Origin of the sequence: Flagellimonas spongiicola (assembly GCF_023502425.1) — a bacterium.
GTDB classification, from domain to species: domain Bacteria; phylum Bacteroidota; class Bacteroidia; order Flavobacteriales; family Flavobacteriaceae; genus Flagellimonas; species Flagellimonas spongiicola.
In genome coordinates this window covers 139,463-164,975 of sequence record NZ_JAMFMA010000003.1, presented here as the reverse complement: position 1 = coordinate 164,975, position 25,513 = coordinate 139,463, and the positions used below count along the sequence as shown (strand labels likewise).

The window sequence follows — 25,513 nt, the reverse complement described above, 5'->3', positions numbered from 1 at the left end:
ACTTTTGTTATTGTTGTTTCCATTAATCCAAAGTCAGAACAGGAATATCAGAATGCAAGGTCAACAGCTTGGTTAACCTACCTTCAGAAGGTGAACTCATATTGGTATGGTTCCTTGGTAATATTGCCAATAGATCTATGTTCTTCTTGTTGATATAGTCCAGTATACCTTCTTCAACATCTTGGTTTTTACTGAAAGCATGCTCTTCGTAAAAATGTTCCAAGTAATATTCCAATGTATTTTCGTTGCTCTCCGTCACGGTCTCTTCTGCATAAATTGACTCTTTATAAATGGTCAAGGCATGTACTCTGGAGTCAAAAGTGCGGGCCACATCCAACAAGGTCCTTAATACCTTTTTATCATCAATTTCCTCACCACCCAATACAAGAGCGATATCCTTTGGCTCCTTGATAGGGCATCCAAATGGTATGGAAATCACTGGACAATTAGCTTCCAGCACCAATTTTGAGGTATTGGTAATTGCTTCATCTGTGATCTTATCTCCCATGGTCCCCATAAAAATCAAGTCCGCATCAACCTGACGTTGATGTTCAAGTATACCATCAACGACATCGCCAGATATTGCTTTCAGGATTGGACTATGCATTACTTTTTTATTCAACGAGGCGATTACTTTGCTAAAATCTTGGTTAAGTGTGTCCACTTGTGAAGCAGAAGTTGGAATTGCAGATACATATAAAGCTTCGATATTTATGTTTCTGGTTGGACCAACAAAATTCATTGTGTATTCCAATGCACTAATTGAAGCTTCTGTAAAATCAAACGGGATTAATATATTCTTGATGCTCATACCTAAAAGTTTAAATGTTCAAAATCTTTGATTCAAAATTAGAACCAGGCTATTTCCTAAAATATGATAGAAGTCAGTTTTGGTAGGTATGTATCAAATTGGCCCCAAAGTATTGATATCCAATAATGATAGACCCCAAGATAACCAATAGGTTTGGCCTTAATATTACCCAAACATTAATTCTTCAGGATTCCTGATATCTATCATTTTTACACCAATGGATATGAATAAACTTTGCACTCTATTTTAAAGTTGCAACAGTGTACGCAAGATTCGGTTATTCAATACTATTCGTACTGTATCAAAGCATTGTATTGGCGCAAAACTTTGACGAGAATTCCTCAGGCTCGTGGCTGGAATTTTCTGGAACCGGTACACTTAATGAAAATTGGAGTATACCAGTGGCTGGTATTCTAAGGCACCACGAGCTTTTTGAAACGTATGATTTCTCCTTTATCAGAACTGGAATTACCTATCATTTTAATGACAAATCCAGTTTCACTGGCGGTATAGCTTATGTGAATTCAAAATCCTATCCAGAAACAGGGATAGCCACAAACACCAAACAATATTGGATCTATGAACAGTTTACCTTGAAAACTGCAATAGCCAAGAACAATTTGTCGCACCGGTTCCGATTGGAAAATCGCTGGATCAACAAACCGGAAACTACATATTTCACTAATAGATTTCGTTATCGCTTACAATACACGAGACCTATATCCCGTAATGTCTATTTTAAAACCTCAAATGAACTTTTTGTCAACTTAGATAACCATTGGTTCAATCAAAATAGGTTTTATATAGGTCTTGGAAGGAAGTTGACTCCAAATTTGAAGATTGACATAGGCTATTTGAAAAATCATTTTAGAAATTCTGCATTGGATGCTGTTCTAATGGGGCTGAATTTCAACATTGATCTAAGACGGGATGAAATTGCTCTTTTTGAGGATTAAGCATTTTTTCATAGTTAAAATTATTGAATACTCATCAAAACTGACCTTTATCATGTTTTTTGACAAATGACAAGTCTACTTTTATCAGAGTTAAATAAGATAAGTCATGAAACCAAAAAAAAACCCTAATGCCGATATTGGTCGCAACAGCAGCCTATATTTTATGATAGGTTTGACTTCAGTTTTGTTTGTTACATGGCAATCATTTGAGGTCAAGACCTACGACAAAGAAACAGACGTCACCGACGTGGTTCACGTTATGGACGATCTGAAAGAAGATGTTCCCATTACGGAGATGGTACGCACCACACCACCTCCACCTCCGCCATCCGCTCCTGATGTAATTGAAGTCGTTGAAGATGTGGAGGATATAGAGGAAACGATCATTGAAAGTACTGAAAGTAATCAAGACGCCTATATTGAAGATGTTGTGGTGGACATTGATGATGTTGAAGTTGGAGAAGTGGAAGAAGAGGAAATTGTACCTTTTGCTGTCATTGAGCATGTACCCGTTTTTCCTGGATGCGAAGATTTGGCCACGGAGTCTGAACGTAAAGAATGTTTCAATCAAAAAGTTCAGGAACACGTAAGAAACACAATTGTCTACCCTAAACCTGCTTTGGAGATGAGTATCAAAGGAAGAGTCTTCGTTCAATTTGTGATTGATTCCAGAGGGAATGTGACCAACATTAGACAAAGAGGACCAGACCGATTACTAGAAGAAGAAGCTGTACGGATCATTGCCGCTTTACCGAAGGTAAAACCAGGTATCCAAAGAGGTAAGGCCGTTCGAGTAACTTATGCCATCCCAATCAATTTTATAGTGAAATAATACTAAACTCACTATCTGCAGCCTCCTTGGATTTGGATTCAAGGGGGCTTTTCTTTAATACCATTGTGTGATTTTGTATTCTGATTTTCTAGATGCAGATTCCCTATTTTTTACAATCAAATGAGCCTTATCCAATTGTCTTGCCCTGTACCCCAATAAATGGAATATGGATTTCGCCAAATACTTGGCAACCCGTTGATCAACAATCAACGTATCCTTTGCGCTTGATTTCCATCTAATGCCGGGCATTTTCGCCAAAACGTGGTCTAGTTTAACCTTGCGAAGTAATTTGGATATCCAGAGTAAAACAGCTGGGATTGATTGTATAAAATAGAAGCCTTCACTACCCAACTTTTGGTAAAGCGGCATAAAGATTTGCCGTTTTTTATTGGTAATCAAGGTTTCTCCATTTTCAATAGCTAATTGGGTACCTTTTGGTACTTTTTGAAAGTTGCTGAAGCCCGGAAACATGTTAAAAACATCTTCCTTTTCAATATCATGCTGGTAATAAATCTCATAAAACCGGTTTATAACCAGTGCTGAATTATGGATTTTTAGCTTTAATTCTTCTAATTCCTGGGGCAGATAATCGACGCAACCTGTTAGCCCTAGCGTGTATCTTACAAAATCTATGGAATTTTGGATTGAAACAATATCATCGTGACTTCCACTCTCAAATCCGAGTGAAACATAGCCCAACTCATTGATGTAGCTTAAAAGGGCGCCATCCAAATATTCTTCTATCCCAAGTATGATTGGCAAGGGATAATTAGTGGCAAACTTTCGGTTTAATAAACTGTCGTTTAACACCATAAATGGCGATGTAGGGCTACTTGTGGTATGTAAATCGATAAAATAGAATGGAGGTTTACTCTTTTCAAGAATGGAAGTTAGCAATGCTTTAATTTCATTTTGCTCAGAAACATCTTCGCAAAGGCAGTCCGTTTTTTCACTATAATTGCTCATTTCATCGGCAGACCATATTCGATTTAGATCTTTGTCCATATAACGGACATTGTTCTCCAAAGCCTTTAAATTTCCCGCAATGGCAAAACACTCCCCGGCTAGTGATCGTTGCTCTAACTTCAAAGTACGAACCACTTGATGCAATGCAAATACACCTGCCGGTTCATTCCCATGAATTCCTGCAAAAAATACCACTGTGGGACCGGATTCCTTGCCTTTAATGTGCCCTATTATTCTTTGGATTTTCAATGATTCACCCAGAGCTTTACTATATACTTTACCCATGGTCATATATCGACCTTACTTATTATTCCTACCAAATGCGAGCCTACACATACAGGCAAAGATCCTATCTGATAATCCATCATTAATTTTTTGGCCGTTTCTATTTTGGTCCGAGGTTGTACGGTGACCACCTTATTGATCATAATATCAGAAACCAAGGCATCTTCTTTATGTTTATGCTTGTCCAAAGCTTGGATATGGCTCCAGGTAAGAAGCCCAGAAAGTTCTCCTTTTTCATTTTCCACGGGGATATGATGGATGTTGTTCCATTCCATTATCGAAACCGCCAGATTTGCATAATCATTTTCATAGAGCTTTATCAATTTTGTCGACATAAGCTGGCCTACCCATTCATAGTTATCCTTGGGCTTGGCTTTTCTTTGGATTGAAGGCCATTCATGTACAGGAACATTCATTCTTTGATTCGTATAGATGGCCTTGGTCAGCTTGACCAAAGCTGAATCAGTTTTTAATTCACTTTTTAACCCTCTGAAATTTTTTATTTGCCATTCTGCACCTGTACCTTTTTGTACTCTTTCAGCAATTATACCCAAGAGTTTATCTATTGTGTTTTGCTGTATTCCGTGTGCTAGCAAGCCAGCTCTTGAAATAGGCAGGAATTTGTTTAGAATTAGCTTTTTCAGTGTTACGGTTTTACCCAACCAGGACAATACCGTTTGCCTCCCACTAATTGCGGTCTTAATGAAATTGAGCTTTGCCTCCTTAAAATCCATGACACTTGGCATATAATCAAATTCTTTTGGACGACCTACCATCAATCCTACCCAAAAGGCAAAATTGGCCATCTCATCCAAAACAGATGGTCCAGACGGAATGTAGCGGTTCTCAATGCGCAAATGAGGCTTACCACCACCTACGCCATAGCAAGGTCTGTTCCAACGATAAACAGTTCCGTTGTAAAGATTTAAAGCCTCCAACTTTGGTATTGCTCCATTCTCAAGTACTTCCAATGAATTGTGATGAATCGGTTTAGTCAATAGAATTCGGTGAGTGGATATATCTTCTTTAAAAATCTCAGCCACTGATTCTTTTTGCCAATGGTTACCGAATCCAACTCTTGCCACCTGTTCTTTTAGGGCATGCGACCATTTACGGGTATCCAAACTTTGTTGAAACAGGGCAATCCTCGTTTCTTTCCAAAGCTCTCTGCCCATTAGTAAAGGTGAGTTGCTACAAACTCCTAATACAGGGCCGGCAATAGCCTGTCCCCAATTATAACTTGGTATGAAATCTTCTTGCGGAATTTGTAAATGCAGCTGAAAGCTAGTATTACAGGCTTCAAAAAGTACGGAATCATGACGAAGGGTAAGCTCATCCACGCCTCTAATCTTTAAGGAGAAATGATCTCCCCGGCATTTGGTCAACACTTCATTCAGTTTGTGATAACGCGGAATTGGTGTCATAAAATCAATTCCTAGTTCATTCTTACTGATGGTAGGCAAAATACCTGTTAATATGATTTTCATTCCAAGTCCTTCAGCCTTGGCATGTGCCTTATCCAATAATTCCATTAACTGCTTTTCCACTTTTTCAAAACAGTCATCTTGCAATTTGAATGGATCCAAATTGATTTCAATATTGTAATTGGCCAATTCTGTAGTGAAATGGCTGTCATCTATCGCTTTTAACAATTCAATGGCATCACCTGCAGGTCTATATCCTTCATCAACGAGACATAATTCCTGTTCGGCACCAATGCGCACCACATCACTTTCAATTAGATTTTGATCCAGCATCAATTCCAATGCCTTTATGTCGTCAATGAGATGTTTTACAAAGGCTTTCCGTTCTGCCTGATCAAATTTGCTTTTGGAAATATGTTCTCCCATGATAATGAACTTGATGGATTTTCGGTCGGGTATAAATCTACAAAGGCGTAGTGTGTTAAAATATGACGGTTGTCAGTAGTTCAAGTAGCACACTGACAATTATCATGTTTTTAGCGAAATCCCAATGCTAATTTTGAGGTATCAAATAAACCCCTATGTGTCTAGTTCAGAAATATAACGTTCCAGGACCTCGATATACCAGTTATCCCACAGTTCCGTATTGGGATTTGGAGAGTTTTTCAGGCAAAAAATGGAAAGCAAGTGTCCTTAAAGCTTACAACGAATCATCGGATGAAGGGATAAGCCTATACATCCATCTTCCTTTTTGTGAAAGCATGTGTACGTTCTGTGGATGTCATAAGCGCATTACCAAAAGACATGAACTTGAAGCACCTTACGTAAACACAGTGCTCAAGGAATGGTCGCTTTATTGTGATCTATTGGAATCAAGACCCATAATTAAAGAAATTCATTTAGGTGGTGGTACCCCAACATTCTTTTCGCCAGACAACCTAAAATTTTTGATCAATGGAATTCTTCGGTTGGGGAAAATGGCTGATGAACCAGAATTCAGTTTTGAAGGTCATCCCAACAATACAACCAAAGCGCACCTCCAGGCCCTTTTTGATGTGGGGTTTAGAAGGGTCTGTCTGGGTGTGCAAGATTACAATTTGACCGTACAGAAGGCCATCAATAGAATTCAACCTTTTGAAAACGTAAAAAAGGTGACCGAATGGGCCCGGGAAATAGGATATACTTCCGTTGGACATGATATAATCTATGGATTACCCTTTCAGACGTTGAAAGATGTGAAGGAAACAGTGGTACGCACCAATAGTTTAAAACCTGATCGTATTGCATTTTACAGTTATGCACACGTACCATGGATGAAAGGTAATGGACAACGTGGATACAAAGAATCTGACCTTCCAAATTCTGATGAGAAAAAAGAACAATATGAAATGGGCAAAAGTATGCTTAGCAAGTTTGGCTATAAAGATGTAGGAATGGATCATTTTGCCTTACCTACTGACAGTCTTGCCTTAGCATTGGAAAATGGCACTCTGCATCGAAACTTCATGGGGTATACACCTTCAAAGACCGAATTGATGATTGGTTTAGGCGTTTCCAGCATCAGTGATAGCTGGTATGGATTTGCTCAAAATGTGAAAAGCATTGAAGAATATGAACATTTAGTGAATAGTGGCGTAATTCCCATTTTTAGAGGTCACATTTTAACGGAGGAAGACCAAGTTATACGTAAACACATTCTTAATCTCATGTGTCAATTTGAAACCAATTGGGACATGGGCCATATGCAAATACATGATTTTCAGAAAATCATTGAGAACCTTGCCGAATTGGAGTCGGACGGATTGGTAGAAATAGGTGCCAACCAGATTAAAGTAACTCCAAAAGGAAGACCTTTTATCAGGAACATCAGTATGGCTTTTGATTTAAAATTACACCGTAAAAAGCCAGAAACTAGATTGTTTTCCATGACCGTTTAACTTAAAACCCGAATCAAATGAAAAGTATAATTGTACCCGTAGATTTCTCCCAACAATCTGAAAAAGCGCTTAAAGTAGCGGCTTCACTTGCCAAAGAGCACGGTTCTGAACTCTTGGTGTTACATATGTTGGAACTTTCTCCAGCAATTATGTCCGATACCGGATACGTATCGCAAGAACAGATTGTACACTTGATAAAAATCGGGGAGAAACGCTTTAACGACTTTTTGGATAAAGCGTATTTGAAAGGTATCAACATTGTGCCCATCATCAAACACTACAAAGTGTTTAGTGAGGTAAACGATGTAGCGAAAAAACACAATGCCGACTTGATTGTCATGGGGTCCCATGGCACAGACGGCTTACAAGAAATATTTATCGGCTCTAATACAGAGCGCGTAGTTAGGACTTCAGATATACCGGTCTTGGTCATTAAGGGGGATATTGAGAAATTTAGAGCTGAACGTTTTGTTTTTGCCTGCGACTTTAAAGAAGAAAGTGTTCCGGCTCTATTAAAAGCTGTTGAAATGGCCAAGACCTTTAAGTCCAAGCTACACCTGGTTTACATTAACACACCAGGGGATGAGTTTTTAAGCACCGAGGACGCCTACAATAGAGTTTCCAGATTCCTTAATCTGGCCAAAGTAGGCTTGGAAGTCCAAATCTACAATGACTACAATGTGGAAAAAGGAGTTTTGAACTTTAGTGAATCCGTAGCTGCGGATTTAATAGGAATCCCTACGCATGGAAGAAAAGGATTAACCCATTTTTTCATGGGAAGTATAGGGGAAAATATTGCCAATCATTCAAATACGGCTGTGGTGACCTTTAAAATTTGATTGATTGGTACTTTGATTGAGTTTTGCGACGGAAAAAGGGAAGCATTTGCTTCCCTTTTTTTGTTTCCAAGCTACTATTTATTTTCCTTATTGGTGAAACCTTTCATAGGCCGCCTTTTCGAGCATATCCCTATGATCAGGATGTGCAATGGAAGTTAGAGCGGCGGCGCGTTGTTGTAAATTCTTTCCATATAGGTTTACCACACCAAATTCAGTGGCTACGTAATGTACGTGTGCCCGAGTAGTGGTAACCCCCGCTCCTTCCTTCAGGAAAGGAACTATTTTGGACACGCCTTTTTTTGTTGCAGCAGACATAGCAAAAATGGGCTTACCTCCTTCTGATAAAGAAGCTCCCCTAATAAAATCCATCTGACCTCCCACACCAGAAAATTGATAACTGCCAATCGTGTCAGCACAAACTTGACCCGTCAAATCAATCTCAATGGCGCTATTGATCGCCGTAACCTTTGGATTTCTCCGGATTCTTGCCGTATCGTTGGTATAGCCAGAATCCCTGAAATCACAAATTGGGTTGTCATCGATAAAATCATACAACTTTCTTGACCCAACAGCAAAACAACTTACAATCTTACCACGTTTCACTGCTTTATCGACCCCGGTAATAACACCTTTTTCGATTAGTGGAAGAACCCCGTCGGAAAACATTTCCGTATGTATCCCTAACCTTTGATGGTTGTTCAGATTGTTTAAAACGGCATTGGGAATGTTTCCTATACCCATTTGAAGCGTTGCTCCATCTTCTATCAACGATGCTACATTAGCTCCGATGGCATGTTCCAAATCAGAAATTGGTCCTTGGTTGTGTTCATGGATAGGTCTATCCACCTCAATTGCAAATTCGATTTCATCAATATGAACTATTCCAGTACCATGTGTTCGTGGTACCGAAGGATTTATTTGCGCAATTATTTTTTTTGCGGTCCGGACCGCGGGTAACGCAACATCCACAGATACTCCTAATGAACAATACCCGTGTTTGTCTGGCACTGAAACCTGGACAATTGCCACATCCAATGGTAGGATATTTCGTTTGAACAACCAGGGTATCTCACTTAAAAATATGGGTATATATCCCGCATCAGGCGTATTTACACTCTTTCGAACATTGCTTCCCACAAAACAGGAATTAAGGTGGAATGCTTCGGAATAAGGAGCTTCAGTATAAGGAGCATTTCCTTCCGTATGGATGGAAACAATTTCAACATTTTCCAGTTCCTTGTGTCTTTCACATAAAGCATCAACAAGTTCATTAGGAGTCATTGCTGCACCCTGCACAAACACTCTATCTCCTGATTTTACAATGCCTACGGCTTCTTCTGCTGTTGTTATCTTCACTGTTGTTATATTAAGGTTGATGGCATTCCATACTGGCTGCTTCCATTTGCGGGTTCATGGGTTTGGGTGAAACATATGGAATTCCTAATCCCATACCTCTCAATATGAACAACGCACCAATTAAAACAACAAATATCGGGACCAATTTCCTGATTTTTGATTTTAGAGTTGCTGGAAACAACGTATGCGAAAATGCCGCAGTTGTCATTAATGGAATTGTACCTGCACCGAATAACATCATGTACAGAGCACCCTGCCAAGCATTTCCCAAGGCAATGGCTCCAAGTAAGGCCATATACACCAAACCACATGGCAAAAACCCATTTAGAAAACCAATGGTTAAAAAAGCATCTGGTGTTTTTTTCTTCAACTCAGTTCCCAATTTGGATTTGATTTTACCCAGTGCCTGGTAAACTGGTTTTGAGATTTTGTATGTATTGAAGTACCGCGTTGGGACCAAAACCAACACAATCATCAATATCCCCATACCAATTGATAATTTTTGCTGTATTCCGAAAAGGGAAAGTCCTTTTCCCAAAAAGCCGAAGAGAACGCCAATGGTTCCATAAGCCATCAATCTACCAAAATGATAGATGAATATTTGCCCTATTTTCTTTCCATGGTTTTGATGATCCAACGGCAGCATAAAGGCAATAGGACCGCACATGCCCAAACAGTGCAAGCTTCCTAACAATCCCAATGCCAATGCGGATACCAACATGATATTAATATATCAATTTTTCTTTGTGTAAAAAGGTATTACCTTCATAGGACCATTTGATGGTAATATCCCAGCGACCGCCCACCAAGCGACTGTCAGGTATGAGCAAATGTGTATTGGACAAACTTAATGGAAAGTCTAAGTCCAAATGCTTGTTGGACGGTCTGTATAGGGACACTAAACCTTGTATTTTTTTGTAATTGTATTGATCAGGAAAGGTTATCCGTAAACCTTCTGTTACTTTTTCCACTTTTAACTTGGCATTCTTTTCAGCAGCTGTTTTAGAGGCGTCAATTTCTTTTTGATAGGCCAATTCCTGTTTGTAATAATCTTCAGTAACCAAATCATGATTTGCCCTGTCATCAGTGCTCATTCGGACGACGAAATAGAGAATAAAGCTGATAAATGCCACAAATGCCAATACAATACCTGTTCCCCAATTTATTTTCATGATTTTCAATTTAATTGTAACTCCTAGGAGCCAAAAACTGAGTAACTGTAGTCTCAATTAATTTCTCCCCACAATAAACACCTATTTTCAATTTATCCTTATCACCTGTTAAAGCCGATGCGTTGATTTCTATGAACAAGGTGCCTTCTGCCAATTCCTCTGCAGGAACCGTAAAACTATCGTAGGATACCAGTTTTATGCTTCCTTTATGGGAAAGCAATTTAAAACTTACGTCTTCAACATCCGTGGTTGTCTTATTCACCAATTTATAGGTATAAACATTACTGATGACATTGTTTTCCTTTCGTTCATACAACTGCCCCGGCAACCTTAAAATATTAGCTTCCAACTCATTTCGCAAGAATAGCATTCCGATTAAGATTCCTGTCAAAATAAAAAGGACTGCAGTGTATCCCTTCATCCTGGCAGTGAACTTGAACTTTTCTTTTTTATTGATTTCATTTTCACTGGCATATCGAATCAACCCCTTAGGCTTGTTGATACTTTCCATGATATGATCACACTCATCAATACAAGCTGTACAATTCACGCATTCCAGCTGGGTACCATTACGAATATCTATACCTGTTGGGCAAACATTGACGCATTGAAAACAATCGATACAATCGCCATGACCCAGTGCTTCGCGATCTTCGTTCTTTCTAAATTTCTTTCTACCTGCTTCTCCCTCTCCCCTTTTATGATCATATGCAACAACAATGGATTTATCATCCAATAGGACCCCTTGCAATCTACCATAAGGGCAGGCAATTATACATACCTGTTCCCGGAACCATGCAAAGACAAAGTAAAAGACCCCGGTAAAAATCAATAGTGGGACCATGGTGCCCAAATGGGCCATGGGCCCGTCTGTTACATATGCGATAAGTTTATCGCTTCCTATCAAATAAGCCAAGAATACATTGGCGATCAAAAAGGAAATGATAAAAAACAGGGTCCATTTTAAGGAACGCTTCCCTATTTTTTTTGCGTTCCAAGGTGCTTTCTGTAATCTTGATTGTGCTCCGCGATCACCATCAATCCAAAATTCAATCCTTCTAAAAACCATCTCCATGAAAATGGTCTGGGGACAAATCCAACCACAGAAGATTCGGCCATATGCAACGGTAAAAAGTGCAATGAAAATAACCGCGATGATCATTGAAACCACAACAAGGTGGAAGTCTTGGGGCCAAAATGGAAATCCAAAAATATTGAACCTCCTGTCTACCACATTAAAGAGTAGAAATTGATGCCCTTTAATCTTTATAAAAGGGGAGGCAAACAAAAATAGCAACAGGGCATAGCTCACATATTTGCGATACTTATAAAACTGCCCGCTAGGTTTTTTGGGATAAATCCAAGCTCTTTTACCTTCTTTGGTAATGGTGCCTATGGAGTCCCTGAAATTTTCTTCCATTGCAATTTTGTTTGCCTATCCAATCAATTCATAGCCACATCCGTGGAATCGGAAACTTGCTCCATTGGAGCTTCTTCTGATTCCTCAACCGCTGGAGCATCTGGATCAATCCAAATTTCTCCTTCAGCTGCCTTAGGGTTTGCTGGCGTTGTTCCACCTAAGGTAAGCACGTAACTTGCTACTTGTGCCATTTCGGCCGGTTTCAAACTTTGTTTCCATGCTACCATTCCTTTACCATCACGGCCTCCTTCAGATATGGTATTGAATACGTTTTTGATTCCGCCGCCCAATATCCAATATTCATCCGTAAGGTTTGGTCCAATACCACCCCCGCCATCGGCCATGTGACAAACCACGCAATTGGTGGTGAATATTTTCTCACCGGCACTCAAGTCAGACGCATCAGACAGGAATTCAACCGTGTTTACATCCACCAAATCCTTAGCTGTTTTTTTGTATTCTTCAATAGCGATTTTGGCCGCAGCTACTTCTTGCTCGTATTCCAAAGCTTGATCGTATTCTCCGATGACATGAAAACGTACCATATAAACCACTGCAAAAACGATGGTCGCATAGAAAAGGTAGACCCACCAAGGTGGCAAGACATTGTCCAATTCTCGGATTCCATCATAGTTATGGTCCATGATGATTTCATTTTCCGCCTCTATCTCCTTTGTTTTGGTCAAGCGTTTGTACAGGTTTTTGGCCCATTTCCACTCACGCTTTTCGCTTTTGGTCTCTAAATATCTGGCTTTAGCTTCTTCAGAAAGCGTTTGCAGCATTACGTTTTCAATTGCTTTGAGGATGAGCTCAATCGCAATTAAGATCATAAGAACCAATAGCAGGAAAAATTGCGTAATCGGATATTCAATTATTGCGGGTTTGTTTCCCGAATCTATGAAGTACTCCATCAACCCGAAAATCAAAAAGAAGATTACTGGAATACGTATCCACCAAGGTGTTCTTGTGCTCATAATATTATAGTTTGTTAGGTTGATCGTTATCTAATGGCAATTCGCCCATTTCCTTTACATGCTCTTTAGTAGCGGTAAAAACCCACCAGAACAAGGCTACAAAGAACACAAAGAAGATCATCAATGATATCATAGGATAGCTGGCTACTCCATCTATCGTTTCCATATGACTTTTTACAAATTTCAACATCTTATATTCTTTTTATTCGTTGTTCTGTGATAGTAACTCTCCGGTTTCCTGAACCTTGATATCCGTTCCCAATCGCTGCAAGTACGCTATCAGCGCCACTATCTCACGATTTCTCATTTCCACGAATTCCTCGCCATTTTCTTGAGCGTATTTCTTATCCGCTTCATAGGTCTTGGCAAATTCTGGATCTGTGTATAGATTTTTCTCAATGGCTTCAGCTTGTTCTGCCATAGATTGAGGTGCATTGGCAATGTCCTCTTCGGAATAAGGAACACCCAACTTCACCATGGCCTCCATTTTGCTTTGTACAGCACTTCTGTCATGCTCATCTCGAACCAACCATTGATACGCTGGCATAATAGATCCTGCTGATGTACTTTGAGGATCGTACATATGGTTTAGATGCCAATTATCGGAGTACTTTCCTCCAACTCGTAATAAATCGGGTCCGGTTCGCTTACTTCCCCAAAGGAACGGATGATCGTAAACGAATTCTCCTGCTTTGGCATATTCGCCGTAACGTTCCACTTCACTTCTAAAAGGTCTGATCATCTGGGAATGGCATCCCACACAACCTTCCCGGATATATAGATCACGTCCTTCCAATTCCAGAGGTGTATACGGTTTCACACTTGTTATTGTAGGAATATTGGATTTGACCAATATGGTAGGCACAATTTGAATGACACCTCCAATTAATATGGCTATGGTTGCCAAAATGGTCAGCTGAACAGGCTTACGTTCCAACCAATTATGGAAGGTTTCTCCTGCGACACGTTTTTTGGATACTCGTTCCAAGGCAGGTGCCTCAGCAAGTTCATCCTCAACACTGCTACCCTTTCTAATGGTCACAACAACGTTGTAGATCATAATCAGCATACCAATAATAAACATGGTACCTCCAATGGCCCTCATCCAGTACATTGGAATGATCTGGGTAACTGTTTCCAAGAAGTTACCATACACCAAGCTACCATCTGGATTGAACTCCTTCCACATTAAAGCTTGGGTAAACCCTGCCACATACATTGGTAATGCATAAAGAATGATACCCAAGGTTCCTATCCAGAAATGGAAATTGGCTAAGCCTTTGGAATACAAGGTTGTCTTGAACATTTTAGGTACCAACCAGTAGATCATACCAAATGTCATAAAGCCATTCCAAGCCAATGCGCCGACGTGCACGTGGGCAATAATCCAATCACTAAAGTGTGCAATGGCATTTACATTTTTAAGGGATAGCATAGGACCTTCAAAAGTGGCCATACCATAACCGGTAATGGCTACTACCATAAATTTCAAGGTGGCATCACTTCTAACTTTATCCCACACACCTCGTAATGTCAACAAACCGTTGATCATACCTCCCCAAGATGGTGCAATAAGCATCACTGAGAACACAACACCAAGGTTTTGTGCCCAATCTGGTAATGACGAATACAGTAAGTGGTGTGGTCCTGCCCAGATATATATGAAAATCAACGACCAAAAGTGAACAATGGACAATCGATAAGAATAAATAGGTCTATTCGCTGCTTTAGGCACAAAATAGTACATCAAACCCAGGAATGGTGTGGTCAAGAAAAATGCCACCGCATTGTGACCATACCACCATTGTACCAAAGCATCTTGTACCCCTGCATACACAGAGTAACTCTTCAATGCAGAAACAGGCAGCTCCAAACTATTGAAAATGTGCAAGACCGCTACAGTAACGAAGGTGGCCAAATAGAACCAAATGGCAACATACAAGTGACGTTGTCTCCTTTTTAGTATGGTTGCGATCAAGTTCCATCCAAAGACTACCCAAATTACGGCAATGGCCAAGTCAATGGGCCATTCCAATTCTGCATATTCCTTGGAAGTGGTATAACCTAAAGGTAAGGTTATGGCCGCTGCCACGATTATCAATTGCCATCCCCAAAAATTAATATTGCTCAGTGCATCACTGAACATTCTTGTTTTCAGGAGTCGCTGGGTAGAATAATATACCCCAGCAAAAATGGCGTTCCCCACAAACGCGAAAATAACGGCATTGGTGTGCAATGGACGTATCCGTCCAAAACTCAACCATGAAATGCCATCAGTAATGTTAGGGAACAAAAACATGAATGCCAACAGGAGTCCTACCAGCATTCCAACTACACCCCACAACATGGTGGCGTATAAGAACTTTTGTACGATCTTGTTGTCGTAACGAAATTGTTGTATTTCCATATTTATTGGTTTGTTCTTTTTGTTTGTGTGATTTCTTTTTGTTCGGTGGTCGATGTGCCGGATGCATCTAAAAGTTCATCTTCAAACAACATCCGTACAGAAGGTGTATAGGCATCATCATACTGTCCTTTTTTTACGGACAATACAAATGCTGCAAAAAAGACCAGTGCAACTGTAATGCTTATGGCCAACAACACATAAATGACACTCATACCTACCTGAATTTGCGTGTAAAACTACTTCTAGGTCATCTCCTAAAAAATGACATATATCAGCTTTTAAAGCTATTTCTGTTATTTATTATTACGCTTACTAATCACTTCTCGGATAGTACCAAAAAGTCACTATTTTTTCGCTTCTAAAACTACCTTATGTGTTTCCGCAAGCAATAGATGGTCAACCCACCTAGTATCTTAGGCTGCTTCGCGGAGTTATTGAGTTAGCTTGTCGAAAAGCTATCTATCGTGCCTTTTTTCATCGAGATTTTACGGCCTAGGGCATTCGTCATTAAGGTAGTGAATAAAACAATGCTTATAGAGCTCAGCGGCATTAAGATTGCAGCTATCACTGGCTGTAACTGCCCGGTAACCGCAAAATAAATTCCCACAACATTGTAACATAACGATAGCACAAAACTCATTTTGATTACCTGTATGGATTTTCTAGATAATTCCATAAACAAAGGCAGGTCATCAAATTGTGACGCATCCAATATTCCATCACAAGCAGGTGAAAACACATTTATATCTTCGGAAACCGCTATTCCAACGTCACTTTGCGCCAATGCTCCAGCGTCATTTAAACCATCTCCAACCATCATTACTTTATGTTCGCGCTGCAAACGTTGTATGTGGTTGAGCTTGTCCTCAGGTTTTTGGTTGAAGTGCATTTGCGTCCGTACCGGCAATAATTCCTGCAATTGCTTCCGTTCGCCATCATTGTCCCCTGAAAGTATTCCTATTTGCATTGATTTTCCAAGTGCCTTGAAGATATTGGAAACACCTTCCCTATAGCTGTTTTTAAATACAAAACGACCCTTAAACGCATCATTTGAACTGATATACACCGCTGTTTCGGCAATTGAATCACCAGACACACCTTCACCAACGTAGACCGAAGAACCCGCCTTAATAGTATGCGAATCCAATTTACCCACCACCCCTTTACCGGTGTGTTCCTCAAATTCATCCAAAGTGGCTATTTCGTTGGCTTTTAGTATATCATAAAGTGAACGACTTAATGGATGGTTGGATGCTCGTAACGTGGTTTTCAGCAAGATCGTCTCTTCAGGAGTAAGTTCAACACCTTCATAAATAATAGTGTCTTTCTTAGTGGTGGTCAAGGTACCAGTCTTGTCAAAAATTGCAGTATCAATTTTGGCAAGCCGTTCTATAACGTTGGTATTTTTTAGATACAATTTATGTCTACCAAAAATGCGTAGCATATTGCCCAAAGTAAAAGGTGCCGCAAGTGCAATGGCACATGGGCACGCGATGATCAATACCGCAGTAAATACATTTAGAGCCATACTAGGTTCATAAAACAACCAAAACAAGGTTGAAATCGTTGCTATGGTCAAAACCCCAGCTGTAAAACGCTTTCCAATACTATCTGTCAAGGTCCGGAATGTGCTTGCCTTATCTTTGGAAAAGACTAAATTACCCCATAATTGGGTTAAGTAGCTTTGTGAAACCGACTTCAATACCTCAACCACCAAAAGACCTGAAAGCTGTTTTCCGCCGGCATAAAGTTTTTCACCATTTTCTTTAAAAACCGCTTGGGATTCACCAGTTACGAAACTGTAATCAATTTCTGCGGATCCTTTGATCAAAACACAATCCACAGGTATGATCTCGTTGCTTCGTATTAAAAGCCGATCTCCAACTTTTACTTTATAGATTTGAATGTTCTCCTCAGATTTATCAGGATTCAAACGGGTTACCGCAATTGGAAAATAGGATTTGTAATCCCGTTCAAATGAAAGAAAGGCATAGGTGCGTTGTTGAAAGAACTTCCCTAGCAATAGAAAAAACACCAATCCTGTTAGGCTATCAAAAAAACCGGAACCTAAGTCAAAGGCAATATCGGCGGTACTTCTCAAAAACAGGGTAAGAATTCCCAAAGCAATGGGTACATCTATATTCAACAGTTTTGATTTCAGTCCTTTAAATGCAGCCTTGAAATAATCCTGGGAAGCGTAGAAAACCACTGGTAAGGAAAAAGCAAACATGAGCCAACGAAACACAGGCTTGTATTGTTCCAACCAAAATTCCTCCACTTCAAAATACTCGGGAAACGACAGCAACATAACGTTGCCAAATGCAAATCCGGCAACGCCCAATTTGTAGATCAGCGAGCGGTCTATTTTTTTATCCTTCTTATCATATTCATCCAAGGAAATATAAGGTTCATAACCAATGCTACTTAACATTAGCACCAAGCCTTTTAATGAAAAATCCGTTGATGAATAGGTTACGCGAAGTGTCTTTTTGGGAAAATCAACCTGTGAATTGCTAATTGATGGATGCAACTTGTTAAGGTTTTCAAGCACCCATATGCACGAACTACAATGAATGGAAGGAATACTTAAATTGATGACCTGTACTCCTTCTTCATTAAATTCCGTAAGCTTATCAACGATTTCCTGATTGTCTAGAAAATCGTACTTGCTTCTTACCTCTTTGGGGCTGATTCCTGCCTTGGTCTCAATCTCGTAAAAATTAGATAGGCCATTTGAGGTGAAAATTTCGTACACTGTTTTACAACCATGGCAGCAAAAATCCTTGTCATCAAAATGTACATGGTCCCTGCCACAGTCATCACCACAATGATAACATGTCATGTTTGTCATTTACATTTGCTTTACCTACGGCAAAATTGGGACACAACCTTTTCTAAAAATATGACATTTATCAGTTATTGATAAAGCCTTAAGGCTTAATTTTGTCATATCAGGTAAACCAAAAAACTATGGAAAGTAGGTGTGAAAATTGTATTATCAGGCAGTTCAACTCACTGCGAGCCATGAGCAAGGAGGAGTTGAAGAAAGTTTCAGATTCCAAAACCACCAAAAAAATCAAGAAAGGCGACCCGCTTTTTGAGGAAGGTGATAAGCTGAATGGGGTTTATTGCGTTCGTGATGGTGTTTCCAAACTATCTAAATTAAGTGCCAATGGTAAGGACCAAATTGTAAAATTGGCCACCAAAGGTGAAGTAATTGGTCAACGTTCCGTTATTGCCGAAGAAAGCACCAACCTTTCTGCCACTGCAGTAAACGATATGGAGGTTTGTTTTATTCCGAAGGAGAGTATCATCCATACACTGCATAAAAACCCCGATTTTACTTTGGAAGTATTGCGCCATATGGCACATGACCTTAAGGAGGCCGATGATGTTATCGTAAACATGAGTCAGAAAACGGTAAAACAACGTATTGCCGAAGCATTCCTATACCTGAAAAACAACTTTGGAGAAGATGAGGAAGGATTTTTAGCACTGACGCTCTCACGGGAAGACATTTCCAATGTAGTGGGCACTGCTACTGAATCTGCAATTCGTATCATATCTGAATTCAAGAAAAAAGGATTGATTCACACTTCAGGCAAACGAATTGGCATCAAAAACGAGCGCAAACTTGTTGAATTGGTTGAAGGATTTTAATCACAATCCCCAAAACTGACATTTGTCATAGTATCCCCTTTTGCATTGCGGTAATTTTACCTTGACCTTTTTTTATAGCCGTATGCAAAAGATATTGATACCCACGGATTTTTCGGATAATGCATGGAACGCCATTGATTACGCCATGCAACTTTTCAGAGACAAACGATGTACTTTCTACTTTCTGAATACCTATACCCCGGTTATTCCTAGCGGGCGGTTTATGGCCAAAATGATAGATGGCGTTCGTATTGTTGATGCCGTAAGAGATGCTTCTGAGGAAGGATTGCGCAAGACCGTGAATCGTATCCAAAGTAAATATGGTAAAACTGGTCATACTTTTGAAACGATTTCCTCATTCAATCTATTAACAGAAGAAGTCAAAGACTTGGTCGATTCTTTAGGTATCCATCTTATTATAACAGGTACCAAAGGTGCTTCTGGAATTGATGAAGTTTTTATGGGCAGTAATACGGTGCGCATCATCAAAAGCACCAAAAAATGTCCAATTCTAGCAATCCCTCAGAACTTTGATTTCACAACCCCTTCGGAAATTGCTTTTGCAACGGATTTCAATAGATTCTATACCACATCTGAATTAAGTCCATTATTAGAACTTGCAGAAATGTTCCAAGCAACGATACGTATAGTTCATGTACAGCAGGGTATTAAAGCGCTTTCAGAATTACAGCAGTTCAATTTGAACATGCTTCGTAGATATTTGAATGATACCGAACATTACGTTCATACCGTGTCTGAGTTAAGTTCTGTTTCCAAAACGCTGGAAATTTTCTCACAAGAGCTGAACATCCACTTATTGGCCATGTTGAATTACCAACATAGTTATATGGAACAGATGACACGTGAACCCATAGTTAAACGTACTGCCTTTCATACGCAAATACCATTATTGGTCATTCCAGAGCTGGGAATGGAGGGAGTTGCCGACCCAAACCCCGAAGCTGAGCAGGAGGAGCAAACAATCAATTACTAGCTTTTTTTTACCGTAATAGTCTTACATCCACCTCTAGGACTCTGTAATTCGTTTGGCAATTACGGATATCTTTGTGACTAGCTAGGTTAATACAAGAAGTAGAAAGGCTATGTTGCACAATATCAAAATGAAGGTAATCAAGACCGCTCCCAACGGTATTGTAAATTCTGAAACCATATTTGAGTTTACCCAGAACGAAAATGTAGTAACTGCCAATTATGCTGGCGGAAAGATTTCCAAAGGATTTTTAGTTGGAAATCTTAATCAAGAAAATTTAAAATTCACCTATTGCCAAATGCGAATGGATGGCCTTATGGATCATGGGGAGTCTTCATGTACAATCTCCAAGGAAAATGGTAAAATCACATTGACCGAACATTTTGAGATGACCACAGATTCCGAATTGGCTCAAGGTGTAAATGTTTTCCAGGAATTGTGAATTGTACGAAACCCAAAACACTAGCTGTTAATCCATTCATAAAAAAACAATCATCCACAAAAGGGTAGCGCATCAAATGTTATTTTTGGTTAATCCCACGGTTTAAAATCAAAAAAACGATCATTAGAATGAAACCCATTTGCCTATTACTTTTTTGCATTAGTTACCTAAGTGTATCCGCTCAAACTAAACAGGATTCCCTTGCTATTACCCAGGCCGCTTTGGATTATATCGAATCCCAACACAATACTAAGCCAGAGCAGTTTGAACGTTCTGCTCATCCAAGAATGGTAAAACGAACATTTTGGATGGATAAATCCACCGGGAAGGAATATTTGAGGGAGACCTTTACGGATGCCATGGTCCTGTTGGCAGAAACGTATAATGAGAATGGGGATAAGTTCCCGTCAAATCCCAAAAAAGAGGTCATCATCCTTGATATTTTTGACAAGACCGCATCTGTAAAACTAATTGCGGACGACTGGATTGATTATATGCACATTGTTCAACTCAACAACAAATGGCAAATTGTAAACGTGTTATGGCAATTTAATGATTCAAGTACCCACTAGCACATCACAATTTTTCCTTTTCACCAGAGGTAAAGTCAATTAAGTTGTTAAATACTTTAAGTTTTTGGAACTTTAAGGAGACGACAATACTTAAGGTTATGACCAAACAACTTCGATTTATAGTCCTTTCAATTCTTTTAATAGGGACACTCACTTATTTTATCTGGAACGGATTGACATCAGAAGTAAATCCTGTTGCATCCACGGAAAACACCACAGAAATAAATGAGTTGGATTACAAAACATTGGTATGGTCTGATGAATTTGAAGGAGAGGGACAGATTGATACCGAAAAATGGTTTCTCCAGACCAAATTGCCACCAGGAGGTAGTTGGTGGGGTGGGTTAATCCAACATTACACCGATAGAACTTCCAACACCTTTGTCAAAGACGGTTATCTTCATTTAGTAGCCAAAAAAGAAACCTTTGAAGACCAAGGTGAAACCAAAGCGTATACGGCCGCTCGACTCAATTCCAAATTTGCCTTTACTTATGGAAAAGTAGAAGTTCGCGCTAAATTACCTCAAGGGATAGGTACATGGCCCGCCATTTGGATGTTGAACCAAAATATTGATGAAGATGGCGCCTATTGGCAAACCAAAGGATATGGTACAACCCCATGGCCTAATTGTGGTGAAATAGACATCTTGGAACATTGGGGTAAAAATCAAAATTTTGTACAAAGTGCCGTACACAATGGGGACAGTTATGGTTACTACGTAAAAAATCTAGGTGGGCAGCAACTTGTGGATGCATCTGGGGAATTTCATGTCTATAGTTTGCAATGGACCCCTGAGAAAATGGATTTTGGAGTGGATGGCAAAACACATTACACCTATCAACCTAAAGAAAGAAATGCAGATACCTGGCCTTTTGGCATGGATTACTATTTCATTTTCAATATTGCTATTGAACCTGACATTGACCCTAATTTTACTGAAAGTGAAATGGTAGTGGATTATATACGGGTGTACCAATAATTAAAATTAGGAACTTGAACCATACTATCATCTTCCAACAAATATTTCTGATGAAAAAATCACTCGCACTTATATTATTTTTCATTGTAAGTAGTACTAGAGCAGAATTCGTTTCCATGGATATCTTAACCATGACACTAAAGGCAGATTCAATTGTTGCAGGGGAAATCACGTGCGTAGATAATCTTGTATATGAGCTTGAAGTTAGCCAAAGTATTGGACAAATCGACGGAGTAATCACAATACGTAAATTCAACGACTGGGCTTGTGCAGTGAGATGGACAGACTACTTTGTAGGTGAACAATTATTGGCATTCCTTGTAAAGGACAAAAATGGATTTAGGGCTTTAGGAGCTGGAAACGAGGGTGAATTGCCAATCTTAAAAAACAACGTGTATCCAAGTTTAATGTGTTGGTCATTCGATTATGGGCAATTGAAAAAGTTATCTCCTCATCAAGGACTTGAGAAAACAGATTCAATTTACCATATGGGCATTGAGGTCAATTTGGGTTTTCTTTGGCGCTATCTGGATTGTATTACAAACTGTTTTGAGGCATCTAGTTATCAATTTTCAAGGGTGAAAAGCGCGCATTGGACATGTTCCGAAAAAAAGGTATTGGAATTGAGGAATTCGAATAAGTTGATAGATCTTACATTCGAAAAATATCCACACATTACGAAAGATGTAAATTAACCAAGCATAGTAATAGCTTGCATTAATCCACTTCATTAAAAATCATTAACTTAATCACATATTATTAGCTTTAATGAATGTCAATCAAATCGAGAAAAATTGCATAATAAGTACTACGCATTCCAATGATTCAAACATGTAACAACTGAGATTTAATGAAAGACTCTATGTAATCTTAAATTCAGTAACATGAAGAATATCATACAGTTAAGTGCCATTTCCTTAATCATAGGAGGCATCTTTTTTATTATTACCAACTCGGTACTAACGCCATTAATTGATTTTGAAGCACCAACTTCCGTAATAGCACAATCTTCAATATTTATATATCGGATGAGTGCTGCTGCCCTTGGAGTGGGGTTCTTATTATTCGGGCTTATAGGTTTGCTATTAGCTCACGCCAAAAACTTAACTAGTTTCGATTACTTATCGTTCATTATCGTCTTTTTTGGGAATGCTTTTACTCTTGCTAATGAATGGTATCAAATTTTCGTGATTCCTGAGTTAGCCATTATTGACCCAGATGCTTTAAATTCTTTAGATGAAACTGTGGGATTTTCTTTGTATAACATAGGTACAATGATTGCATTGTTAACATTCACATTTGGATGGATAATGTTCTGTATTACTATGCTGCGTATTGGGAAAATTGCACGTTTAGCGCCAATTATGATTCTAACAGGTTTAGTTGGTATTCCTTTGGTCTCTTTAATTTCCACGCCTGCATGGGGAGGAACCATCGGCACCGCTATTATGGGAATTGCTTTTGTACTGCTTGGCAGAGATTTGTTTACATCACAATAACAACATATAATAAACTAACTAATTCAACTAAAAACGAACACTGATGAAACTCTTAAAACGATTCTTGAAAATCCTATGGAAGATCTTCCGATTCATCCTCATTTTAATTCTGATTCCTATTTTCCTCTATTGTATCACTTGGTCATTCCATAGGGTTCATGCCCTGGTCATCTCAGAGGAGAGCGAATGGATTAGGGATTTGGACAAATTGGAGGTATCCTTGCTCACCTACCATGCAAATCCAGATTGGGCAGCACCAACCAGAGAGGCTGTCAAAACGAAGATCGATAGTTTAAGACAAATTGTTCACCATGCTGAAGGTAAGCTTGATCGCGATAAAATGCGCATCTCTTTAATGGAAGTATCAGCTTTACTAAAAGATGGTCATACACGTATTGCCAATTATGCTGATGATGTTGGTGGATTTCCTATACGTACCAAGTTTTACAAGGATGGGCTTTACATTGTGGAAGCCGATAGTTCGATTTCAGAAATCCTGGGTCATAAAATCACTGGAGTAAATGGGCATCCCATTGAAAAAGTGCTTCAAAAAATAAAAACCATTTCCCCGAGTGTAAACGAAAGCGGATATAAAATGTACGGCGAAATTTATATCAGAAGACCGGGTTTACTGTATGGCTTGGGTCTAACGGAAAATAACAAAAAAGCAACTTTTGAATTCATCGATTTACAAGGGTCCAAACACCTTTTAGAGCTTGATGGATTTTCAGAAGAAAGTGGTATGGTCAACTTGAATGCTTTAGATGACATCAAAATTTCAAAATACAGGGAAAATAGAAGTGCCGCATATTGGTATGAGTATAAACCAGAGACAAAGCTGCTTTATATGAAATACAACAGTGTCTTCGAAATGCCCAATCAATCTATGCCCGATTTCATTGATGAACTCATGGATGTAGCTGAAACCAACGTCATAAACAAGTTTGTTATCGATTTACGAAATAATGGTGGAGGAAATAATTTTCTGACCACCAAGCTGGTAGCTGAAATTCAAAAAAGACCCAAAATCAATAAAAAGGGTATTCTTTATGTAATAACCGGGCACAGAACTTTCTCCGCAGCTATTTGTTTTGCCACCAATCTTTCAACAAAAACGAAAGCCACTTTCGCCGGCGTGCCCTTTGCAGATTACAACAATTTACCTGGAGACGGTTTATTCTACGATCTTCATATGAATCGCATGACTTGGCAAATATCAAAATTGTTTTGGGAGAACACTTATTACGATGATTCATACAACACATTTTCCCCTACAATACCATACGATATGAGCTTTAAGGAAGAATTATCTGGCGCAAATCCAATTTTGGATAAAATCATGAAAGACACATTATTCATGAATATGCCCAAATGGGATCTTGGAGATGAAGCTTTTTCAAGTTATAACGGACGTTATGAATTTAGTCCCGACAAAACGTTGCATTTAAACTTGACACAAGGAAACATCAACATTTCAGGCTTAATGGAATCTGATTTGACTATTGTAAATGATTCCACATTCCATGCAGACAATCTGAGATTCGATTTAATGGCCTCCAATAATGAACTGACTTTGATAAAAGCGGATGGAAATTCCCGAGTACTTGATAAATTGGGAAAAGATGAGTTTACTGCTTTGGAATTAATCCAGAATGAATCCTACGATAAGGCAAAAGAGGCCTACAAAGCGCTTTTCTCAACCTACGGAAATAAATTGGATGCCCTTGCGGCCAATAACTTAAGTACCACAGCCATTTATCTCTATCACAATACCGGAAACAATGAAATGCAACGGGCGTTGTTGGATGTAGCTGTAGAATACTATCCCGATTCCATGATGGCCAATGGGAGAATGGCGGCAAGTAAAGATATAGATGGTGAAAGCATGGGAGCCATTGGTAGTATGCTCAAAGCACTTTGGAATTTTGATTGGAAAAACGTTGACAACTATGCCAAGTGGTTTGGATATTTATAATCCAGTATACCAACC

Annotated in this window: 24 protein-coding genes; 12 read left to right on the top strand and 12 right to left on the bottom strand. The window is 39.2% G+C overall.

Going from position 1 to position 25,513, the window contains the following annotated elements; genetic code table 11:
- Window positions 1-22: 22 nt before the first annotated feature.
- Window positions 23-811: a universal stress protein gene (locus tag M3P19_RS12275; RefSeq protein WP_249657976.1), complete on the bottom strand. Its 789-nt coding sequence runs from the start codon at window positions 809-811 to the stop codon at window positions 23-25.
- A 260-nt stretch (window positions 812-1,071) separates the two neighbouring features.
- On the opposite strand from M3P19_RS12275, the gene M3P19_RS12270 reads away from it, so the two are divergent.
- Together M3P19_RS12270 and M3P19_RS12265 are read left to right on the top strand one after the other, a co-directional pair.
- Window positions 1,072-1,767: a DUF2490 domain-containing protein gene (locus M3P19_RS12270; protein ID WP_249657975.1), complete on the top strand. Its 696-nt coding sequence runs from the start codon at window positions 1,072-1,074 to the stop codon at window positions 1,765-1,767.
- Between the two features lie 106 nt (window positions 1,768-1,873).
- On the top strand, window positions 1,874-2,599 hold the full coding sequence (locus tag M3P19_RS12265; protein ID WP_249657974.1) for an energy transducer TonB: 726 nt from the start codon (window positions 1,874-1,876) through the stop codon (window positions 2,597-2,599).
- A 54-nt stretch (window positions 2,600-2,653) separates the two neighbouring features.
- On the opposite strand, the gene M3P19_RS12260 is transcribed toward M3P19_RS12265, so the two are convergent.
- On the bottom strand, window positions 2,654-3,850 hold the full coding sequence (locus tag M3P19_RS12260) for a succinylglutamate desuccinylase/aspartoacylase family protein (RefSeq protein WP_249657973.1): 1,197 nt from the start codon (window positions 3,848-3,850) through the stop codon (window positions 2,654-2,656).
- 2 nt (window positions 3,851-3,852) lie between these two features.
- Entirely contained in the window at window positions 3,853-5,700 is a 1,848-nt protein-coding gene (locus tag M3P19_RS12255) for a glutamate-cysteine ligase family protein (RefSeq protein WP_249657972.1), read from the bottom strand.
- Between the two features lie 155 nt (window positions 5,701-5,855).
- Here M3P19_RS12255 and hemN point away from each other — a divergent pair, with 155 nt between their 5' ends.
- Complete coding sequence (hemN, locus tag M3P19_RS12250; RefSeq protein WP_249657971.1) at window positions 5,856-7,211, top strand: oxygen-independent coproporphyrinogen III oxidase; 1,356 nt, start codon at window positions 5,856-5,858, stop codon at window positions 7,209-7,211.
- Between the two features lie 17 nt (window positions 7,212-7,228).
- Entirely contained in the window at window positions 7,229-8,050 is an 822-nt protein-coding gene (locus M3P19_RS12245) for a universal stress protein (protein ID WP_249657970.1), read from the top strand.
- 87 nt (window positions 8,051-8,137) lie between these two features.
- Here M3P19_RS12245 and M3P19_RS12240 read toward each other — a convergent pair whose 3' ends face one another.
- The 9 genes from M3P19_RS12240 to M3P19_RS12200 form a co-directional block, all read right to left on the bottom strand.
- Window positions 8,138-9,406: an acetyl-CoA hydrolase/transferase family protein gene (locus tag M3P19_RS12240; RefSeq protein WP_249657969.1), complete on the bottom strand. Its 1,269-nt coding sequence runs from the start codon at window positions 9,404-9,406 to the stop codon at window positions 8,138-8,140.
- 10 nt (window positions 9,407-9,416) lie between these two features.
- On the bottom strand, window positions 9,417-10,127 hold the full coding sequence (locus tag M3P19_RS12235) for a sulfite exporter TauE/SafE family protein (RefSeq protein WP_249657968.1): 711 nt from the start codon (window positions 10,125-10,127) through the stop codon (window positions 9,417-9,419).
- Window positions 10,128-10,131: 4 nt separating this feature from the next.
- Window positions 10,132-10,578, bottom strand: coding sequence for a FixH family protein (locus M3P19_RS12230; RefSeq protein ID WP_249657967.1), 447 nt, complete (start codon window positions 10,576-10,578; stop codon window positions 10,132-10,134).
- Between the two features lie 10 nt (window positions 10,579-10,588).
- Entirely contained in the window at window positions 10,589-11,998 is a 1,410-nt protein-coding gene (ccoG, locus tag M3P19_RS12225) for a cytochrome c oxidase accessory protein CcoG (protein ID WP_249657966.1), read from the bottom strand.
- A gap of 23 nt (window positions 11,999-12,021) precedes the next feature.
- The gene (locus tag M3P19_RS12220) at window positions 12,022-12,972 is read right to left on the bottom strand and encodes a cbb3-type cytochrome c oxidase N-terminal domain-containing protein (RefSeq protein WP_249657965.1); all 951 of its coding nucleotides are present in this window, start codon (window positions 12,970-12,972) and stop codon (window positions 12,022-12,024) included.
- A 4-nt stretch (window positions 12,973-12,976) separates the two neighbouring features.
- On the bottom strand, window positions 12,977-13,162 hold the full coding sequence (locus M3P19_RS12215) for a CcoQ/FixQ family Cbb3-type cytochrome c oxidase assembly chaperone (RefSeq protein WP_249657964.1): 186 nt from the start codon (window positions 13,160-13,162) through the stop codon (window positions 12,977-12,979).
- Between the two features lie 12 nt (window positions 13,163-13,174).
- Window positions 13,175-15,379, bottom strand: a complete 2,205-nt coding sequence (gene ccoN, locus M3P19_RS12210; protein ID WP_249657963.1) for a cytochrome-c oxidase, cbb3-type subunit I — start codon at window positions 15,377-15,379, stop codon at window positions 13,175-13,177.
- Between the two features lie 2 nt (window positions 15,380-15,381).
- On the bottom strand, window positions 15,382-15,591 hold the full coding sequence (ccoS, locus tag M3P19_RS12205; protein WP_249657962.1) for a cbb3-type cytochrome oxidase assembly protein CcoS: 210 nt from the start codon (window positions 15,589-15,591) through the stop codon (window positions 15,382-15,384).
- A gap of 227 nt (window positions 15,592-15,818) precedes the next feature.
- Window positions 15,819-18,230 (bottom strand): heavy metal translocating P-type ATPase, encoded by a 2,412-nt coding sequence (locus tag M3P19_RS12200; RefSeq protein WP_249657961.1) that lies wholly within the window; start codon window positions 18,228-18,230, stop codon window positions 15,819-15,821.
- 119 nt (window positions 18,231-18,349) lie between these two features.
- Here M3P19_RS12200 and M3P19_RS12195 point away from each other — a divergent pair, with 119 nt between their 5' ends.
- The 8 genes from M3P19_RS12195 (at window position 18,350) to M3P19_RS12160 (ending at window position 25,498) form a co-directional block, all read left to right on the top strand.
- Window positions 18,350-19,039 (top strand): Crp/Fnr family transcriptional regulator, encoded by a 690-nt coding sequence (locus M3P19_RS12195; RefSeq protein WP_249657960.1) that lies wholly within the window; start codon window positions 18,350-18,352, stop codon window positions 19,037-19,039.
- An 82-nt stretch (window positions 19,040-19,121) separates the two neighbouring features.
- On the top strand, window positions 19,122-20,033 hold the full coding sequence (locus tag M3P19_RS12190; protein WP_249657959.1) for a universal stress protein: 912 nt from the start codon (window positions 19,122-19,124) through the stop codon (window positions 20,031-20,033).
- Between the two features lie 109 nt (window positions 20,034-20,142).
- Window positions 20,143-20,472 (top strand): avidin-fold protein, encoded by a 330-nt coding sequence (locus tag M3P19_RS12185; protein ID WP_470299683.1) that lies wholly within the window; start codon window positions 20,143-20,145, stop codon window positions 20,470-20,472.
- A 128-nt stretch (window positions 20,473-20,600) separates the two neighbouring features.
- Window positions 20,601-21,044 carry a nuclear transport factor 2 family protein gene (locus tag M3P19_RS12180; protein WP_249657957.1) on the top strand — a complete coding sequence of 148 codons (444 nt, stop codon included), beginning with the start codon at window positions 20,601-20,603 and terminating at the stop codon, window positions 21,042-21,044.
- Between the two features lie 98 nt (window positions 21,045-21,142).
- A complete protein-coding gene (locus M3P19_RS12175) occupies window positions 21,143-22,024 on the top strand; it encodes a glycoside hydrolase family 16 protein (RefSeq protein ID WP_249657956.1) in 882 nt (293 codons plus the stop codon).
- A 50-nt stretch (window positions 22,025-22,074) separates the two neighbouring features.
- Window positions 22,075-22,719, top strand: a complete 645-nt coding sequence (locus M3P19_RS12170) for a hypothetical protein (RefSeq protein WP_249657955.1) — start codon at window positions 22,075-22,077, stop codon at window positions 22,717-22,719.
- 189 nt (window positions 22,720-22,908) lie between these two features.
- On the top strand, window positions 22,909-23,523 hold the full coding sequence (locus M3P19_RS12165; RefSeq protein ID WP_249657954.1) for a hypothetical protein: 615 nt from the start codon (window positions 22,909-22,911) through the stop codon (window positions 23,521-23,523).
- Between the two features lie 43 nt (window positions 23,524-23,566).
- On the top strand, window positions 23,567-25,498 hold the full coding sequence (locus tag M3P19_RS12160; RefSeq protein WP_249657953.1) for a S41 family peptidase: 1,932 nt from the start codon (window positions 23,567-23,569) through the stop codon (window positions 25,496-25,498).
- Window positions 25,499-25,513 lie beyond the last annotated feature (15 nt).

Excerpts from the sequence above, each read along its gene's own strand:
- M3P19_RS12275 (WP_249657976.1), bottom strand. The coding sequence starts at position 811 with ATGAGCATCAAGAATATATTAATCCCGTTTGATTTTACAGAAGCTTCA.
- M3P19_RS12265 (WP_249657974.1), top strand. The coding sequence starts at position 1,874 with ATGAAACCAAAAAAAAACCCTAATGCCGATATTGGTCGCAACAGCAGC.
- M3P19_RS12260 (WP_249657973.1), bottom strand. The coding sequence starts at position 3,850 with ATGGGTAAAGTATATAGTAAAGCTCTGGGTGAATCATTGAAAATCCAA.
- M3P19_RS12255 (WP_249657972.1), bottom strand. The coding sequence starts at position 5,700 with ATGGGAGAACATATTTCCAAAAGCAAATTTGATCAGGCAGAACGGAAA.
- hemN (WP_249657971.1), top strand. The coding sequence starts at position 5,856 with ATGTGTCTAGTTCAGAAATATAACGTTCCAGGACCTCGATATACCAGT.
- M3P19_RS12245 (WP_249657970.1), top strand. The coding sequence starts at position 7,229 with ATGAAAAGTATAATTGTACCCGTAGATTTCTCCCAACAATCTGAAAAA.
- M3P19_RS12235 (WP_249657968.1), bottom strand. The coding sequence starts at position 10,127 with ATGTTGGTATCCGCATTGGCATTGGGATTGTTAGGAAGCTTGCACTGT.
- M3P19_RS12230 (WP_249657967.1), bottom strand. The coding sequence starts at position 10,578 with ATGAAAATAAATTGGGGAACAGGTATTGTATTGGCATTTGTGGCATTT.
- ccoG (WP_249657966.1), bottom strand. The coding sequence starts at position 11,998 with ATGGAAGAAAATTTCAGGGACTCCATAGGCACCATTACCAAAGAAGGT.
- M3P19_RS12220 (WP_249657965.1), bottom strand. The coding sequence starts at position 12,972 with ATGAGCACAAGAACACCTTGGTGGATACGTATTCCAGTAATCTTCTTT.
- M3P19_RS12215 (WP_249657964.1), bottom strand. The coding sequence starts at position 13,162 with ATGTTGAAATTTGTAAAAAGTCATATGGAAACGATAGATGGAGTAGCC.
- ccoN (WP_249657963.1), bottom strand. The coding sequence starts at position 15,379 with ATGGAAATACAACAATTTCGTTACGACAACAAGATCGTACAAAAGTTC.
- ccoS (WP_249657962.1), bottom strand. The coding sequence starts at position 15,591 with ATGAGTGTCATTTATGTGTTGTTGGCCATAAGCATTACAGTTGCACTG.
- M3P19_RS12200 (WP_249657961.1), bottom strand. The coding sequence starts at position 18,230 with ATGACAAACATGACATGTTATCATTGTGGTGATGACTGTGGCAGGGAC.
- M3P19_RS12195 (WP_249657960.1), top strand. The coding sequence starts at position 18,350 with ATGGAAAGTAGGTGTGAAAATTGTATTATCAGGCAGTTCAACTCACTG.
- M3P19_RS12190 (WP_249657959.1), top strand. The coding sequence starts at position 19,122 with ATGCAAAAGATATTGATACCCACGGATTTTTCGGATAATGCATGGAAC.
- M3P19_RS12185 (WP_470299683.1), top strand. The coding sequence starts at position 20,143 with ATGTTGCACAATATCAAAATGAAGGTAATCAAGACCGCTCCCAACGGT.
- M3P19_RS12180 (WP_249657957.1), top strand. The coding sequence starts at position 20,601 with ATGAAACCCATTTGCCTATTACTTTTTTGCATTAGTTACCTAAGTGTA.
- M3P19_RS12175 (WP_249657956.1), top strand. The coding sequence starts at position 21,143 with ATGACCAAACAACTTCGATTTATAGTCCTTTCAATTCTTTTAATAGGG.
- M3P19_RS12170 (WP_249657955.1), top strand. The coding sequence starts at position 22,075 with ATGAAAAAATCACTCGCACTTATATTATTTTTCATTGTAAGTAGTACT.
- M3P19_RS12165 (WP_249657954.1), top strand. The coding sequence starts at position 22,909 with ATGAAGAATATCATACAGTTAAGTGCCATTTCCTTAATCATAGGAGGC.
- M3P19_RS12160 (WP_249657953.1), top strand. The coding sequence starts at position 23,567 with ATGAAACTCTTAAAACGATTCTTGAAAATCCTATGGAAGATCTTCCGA.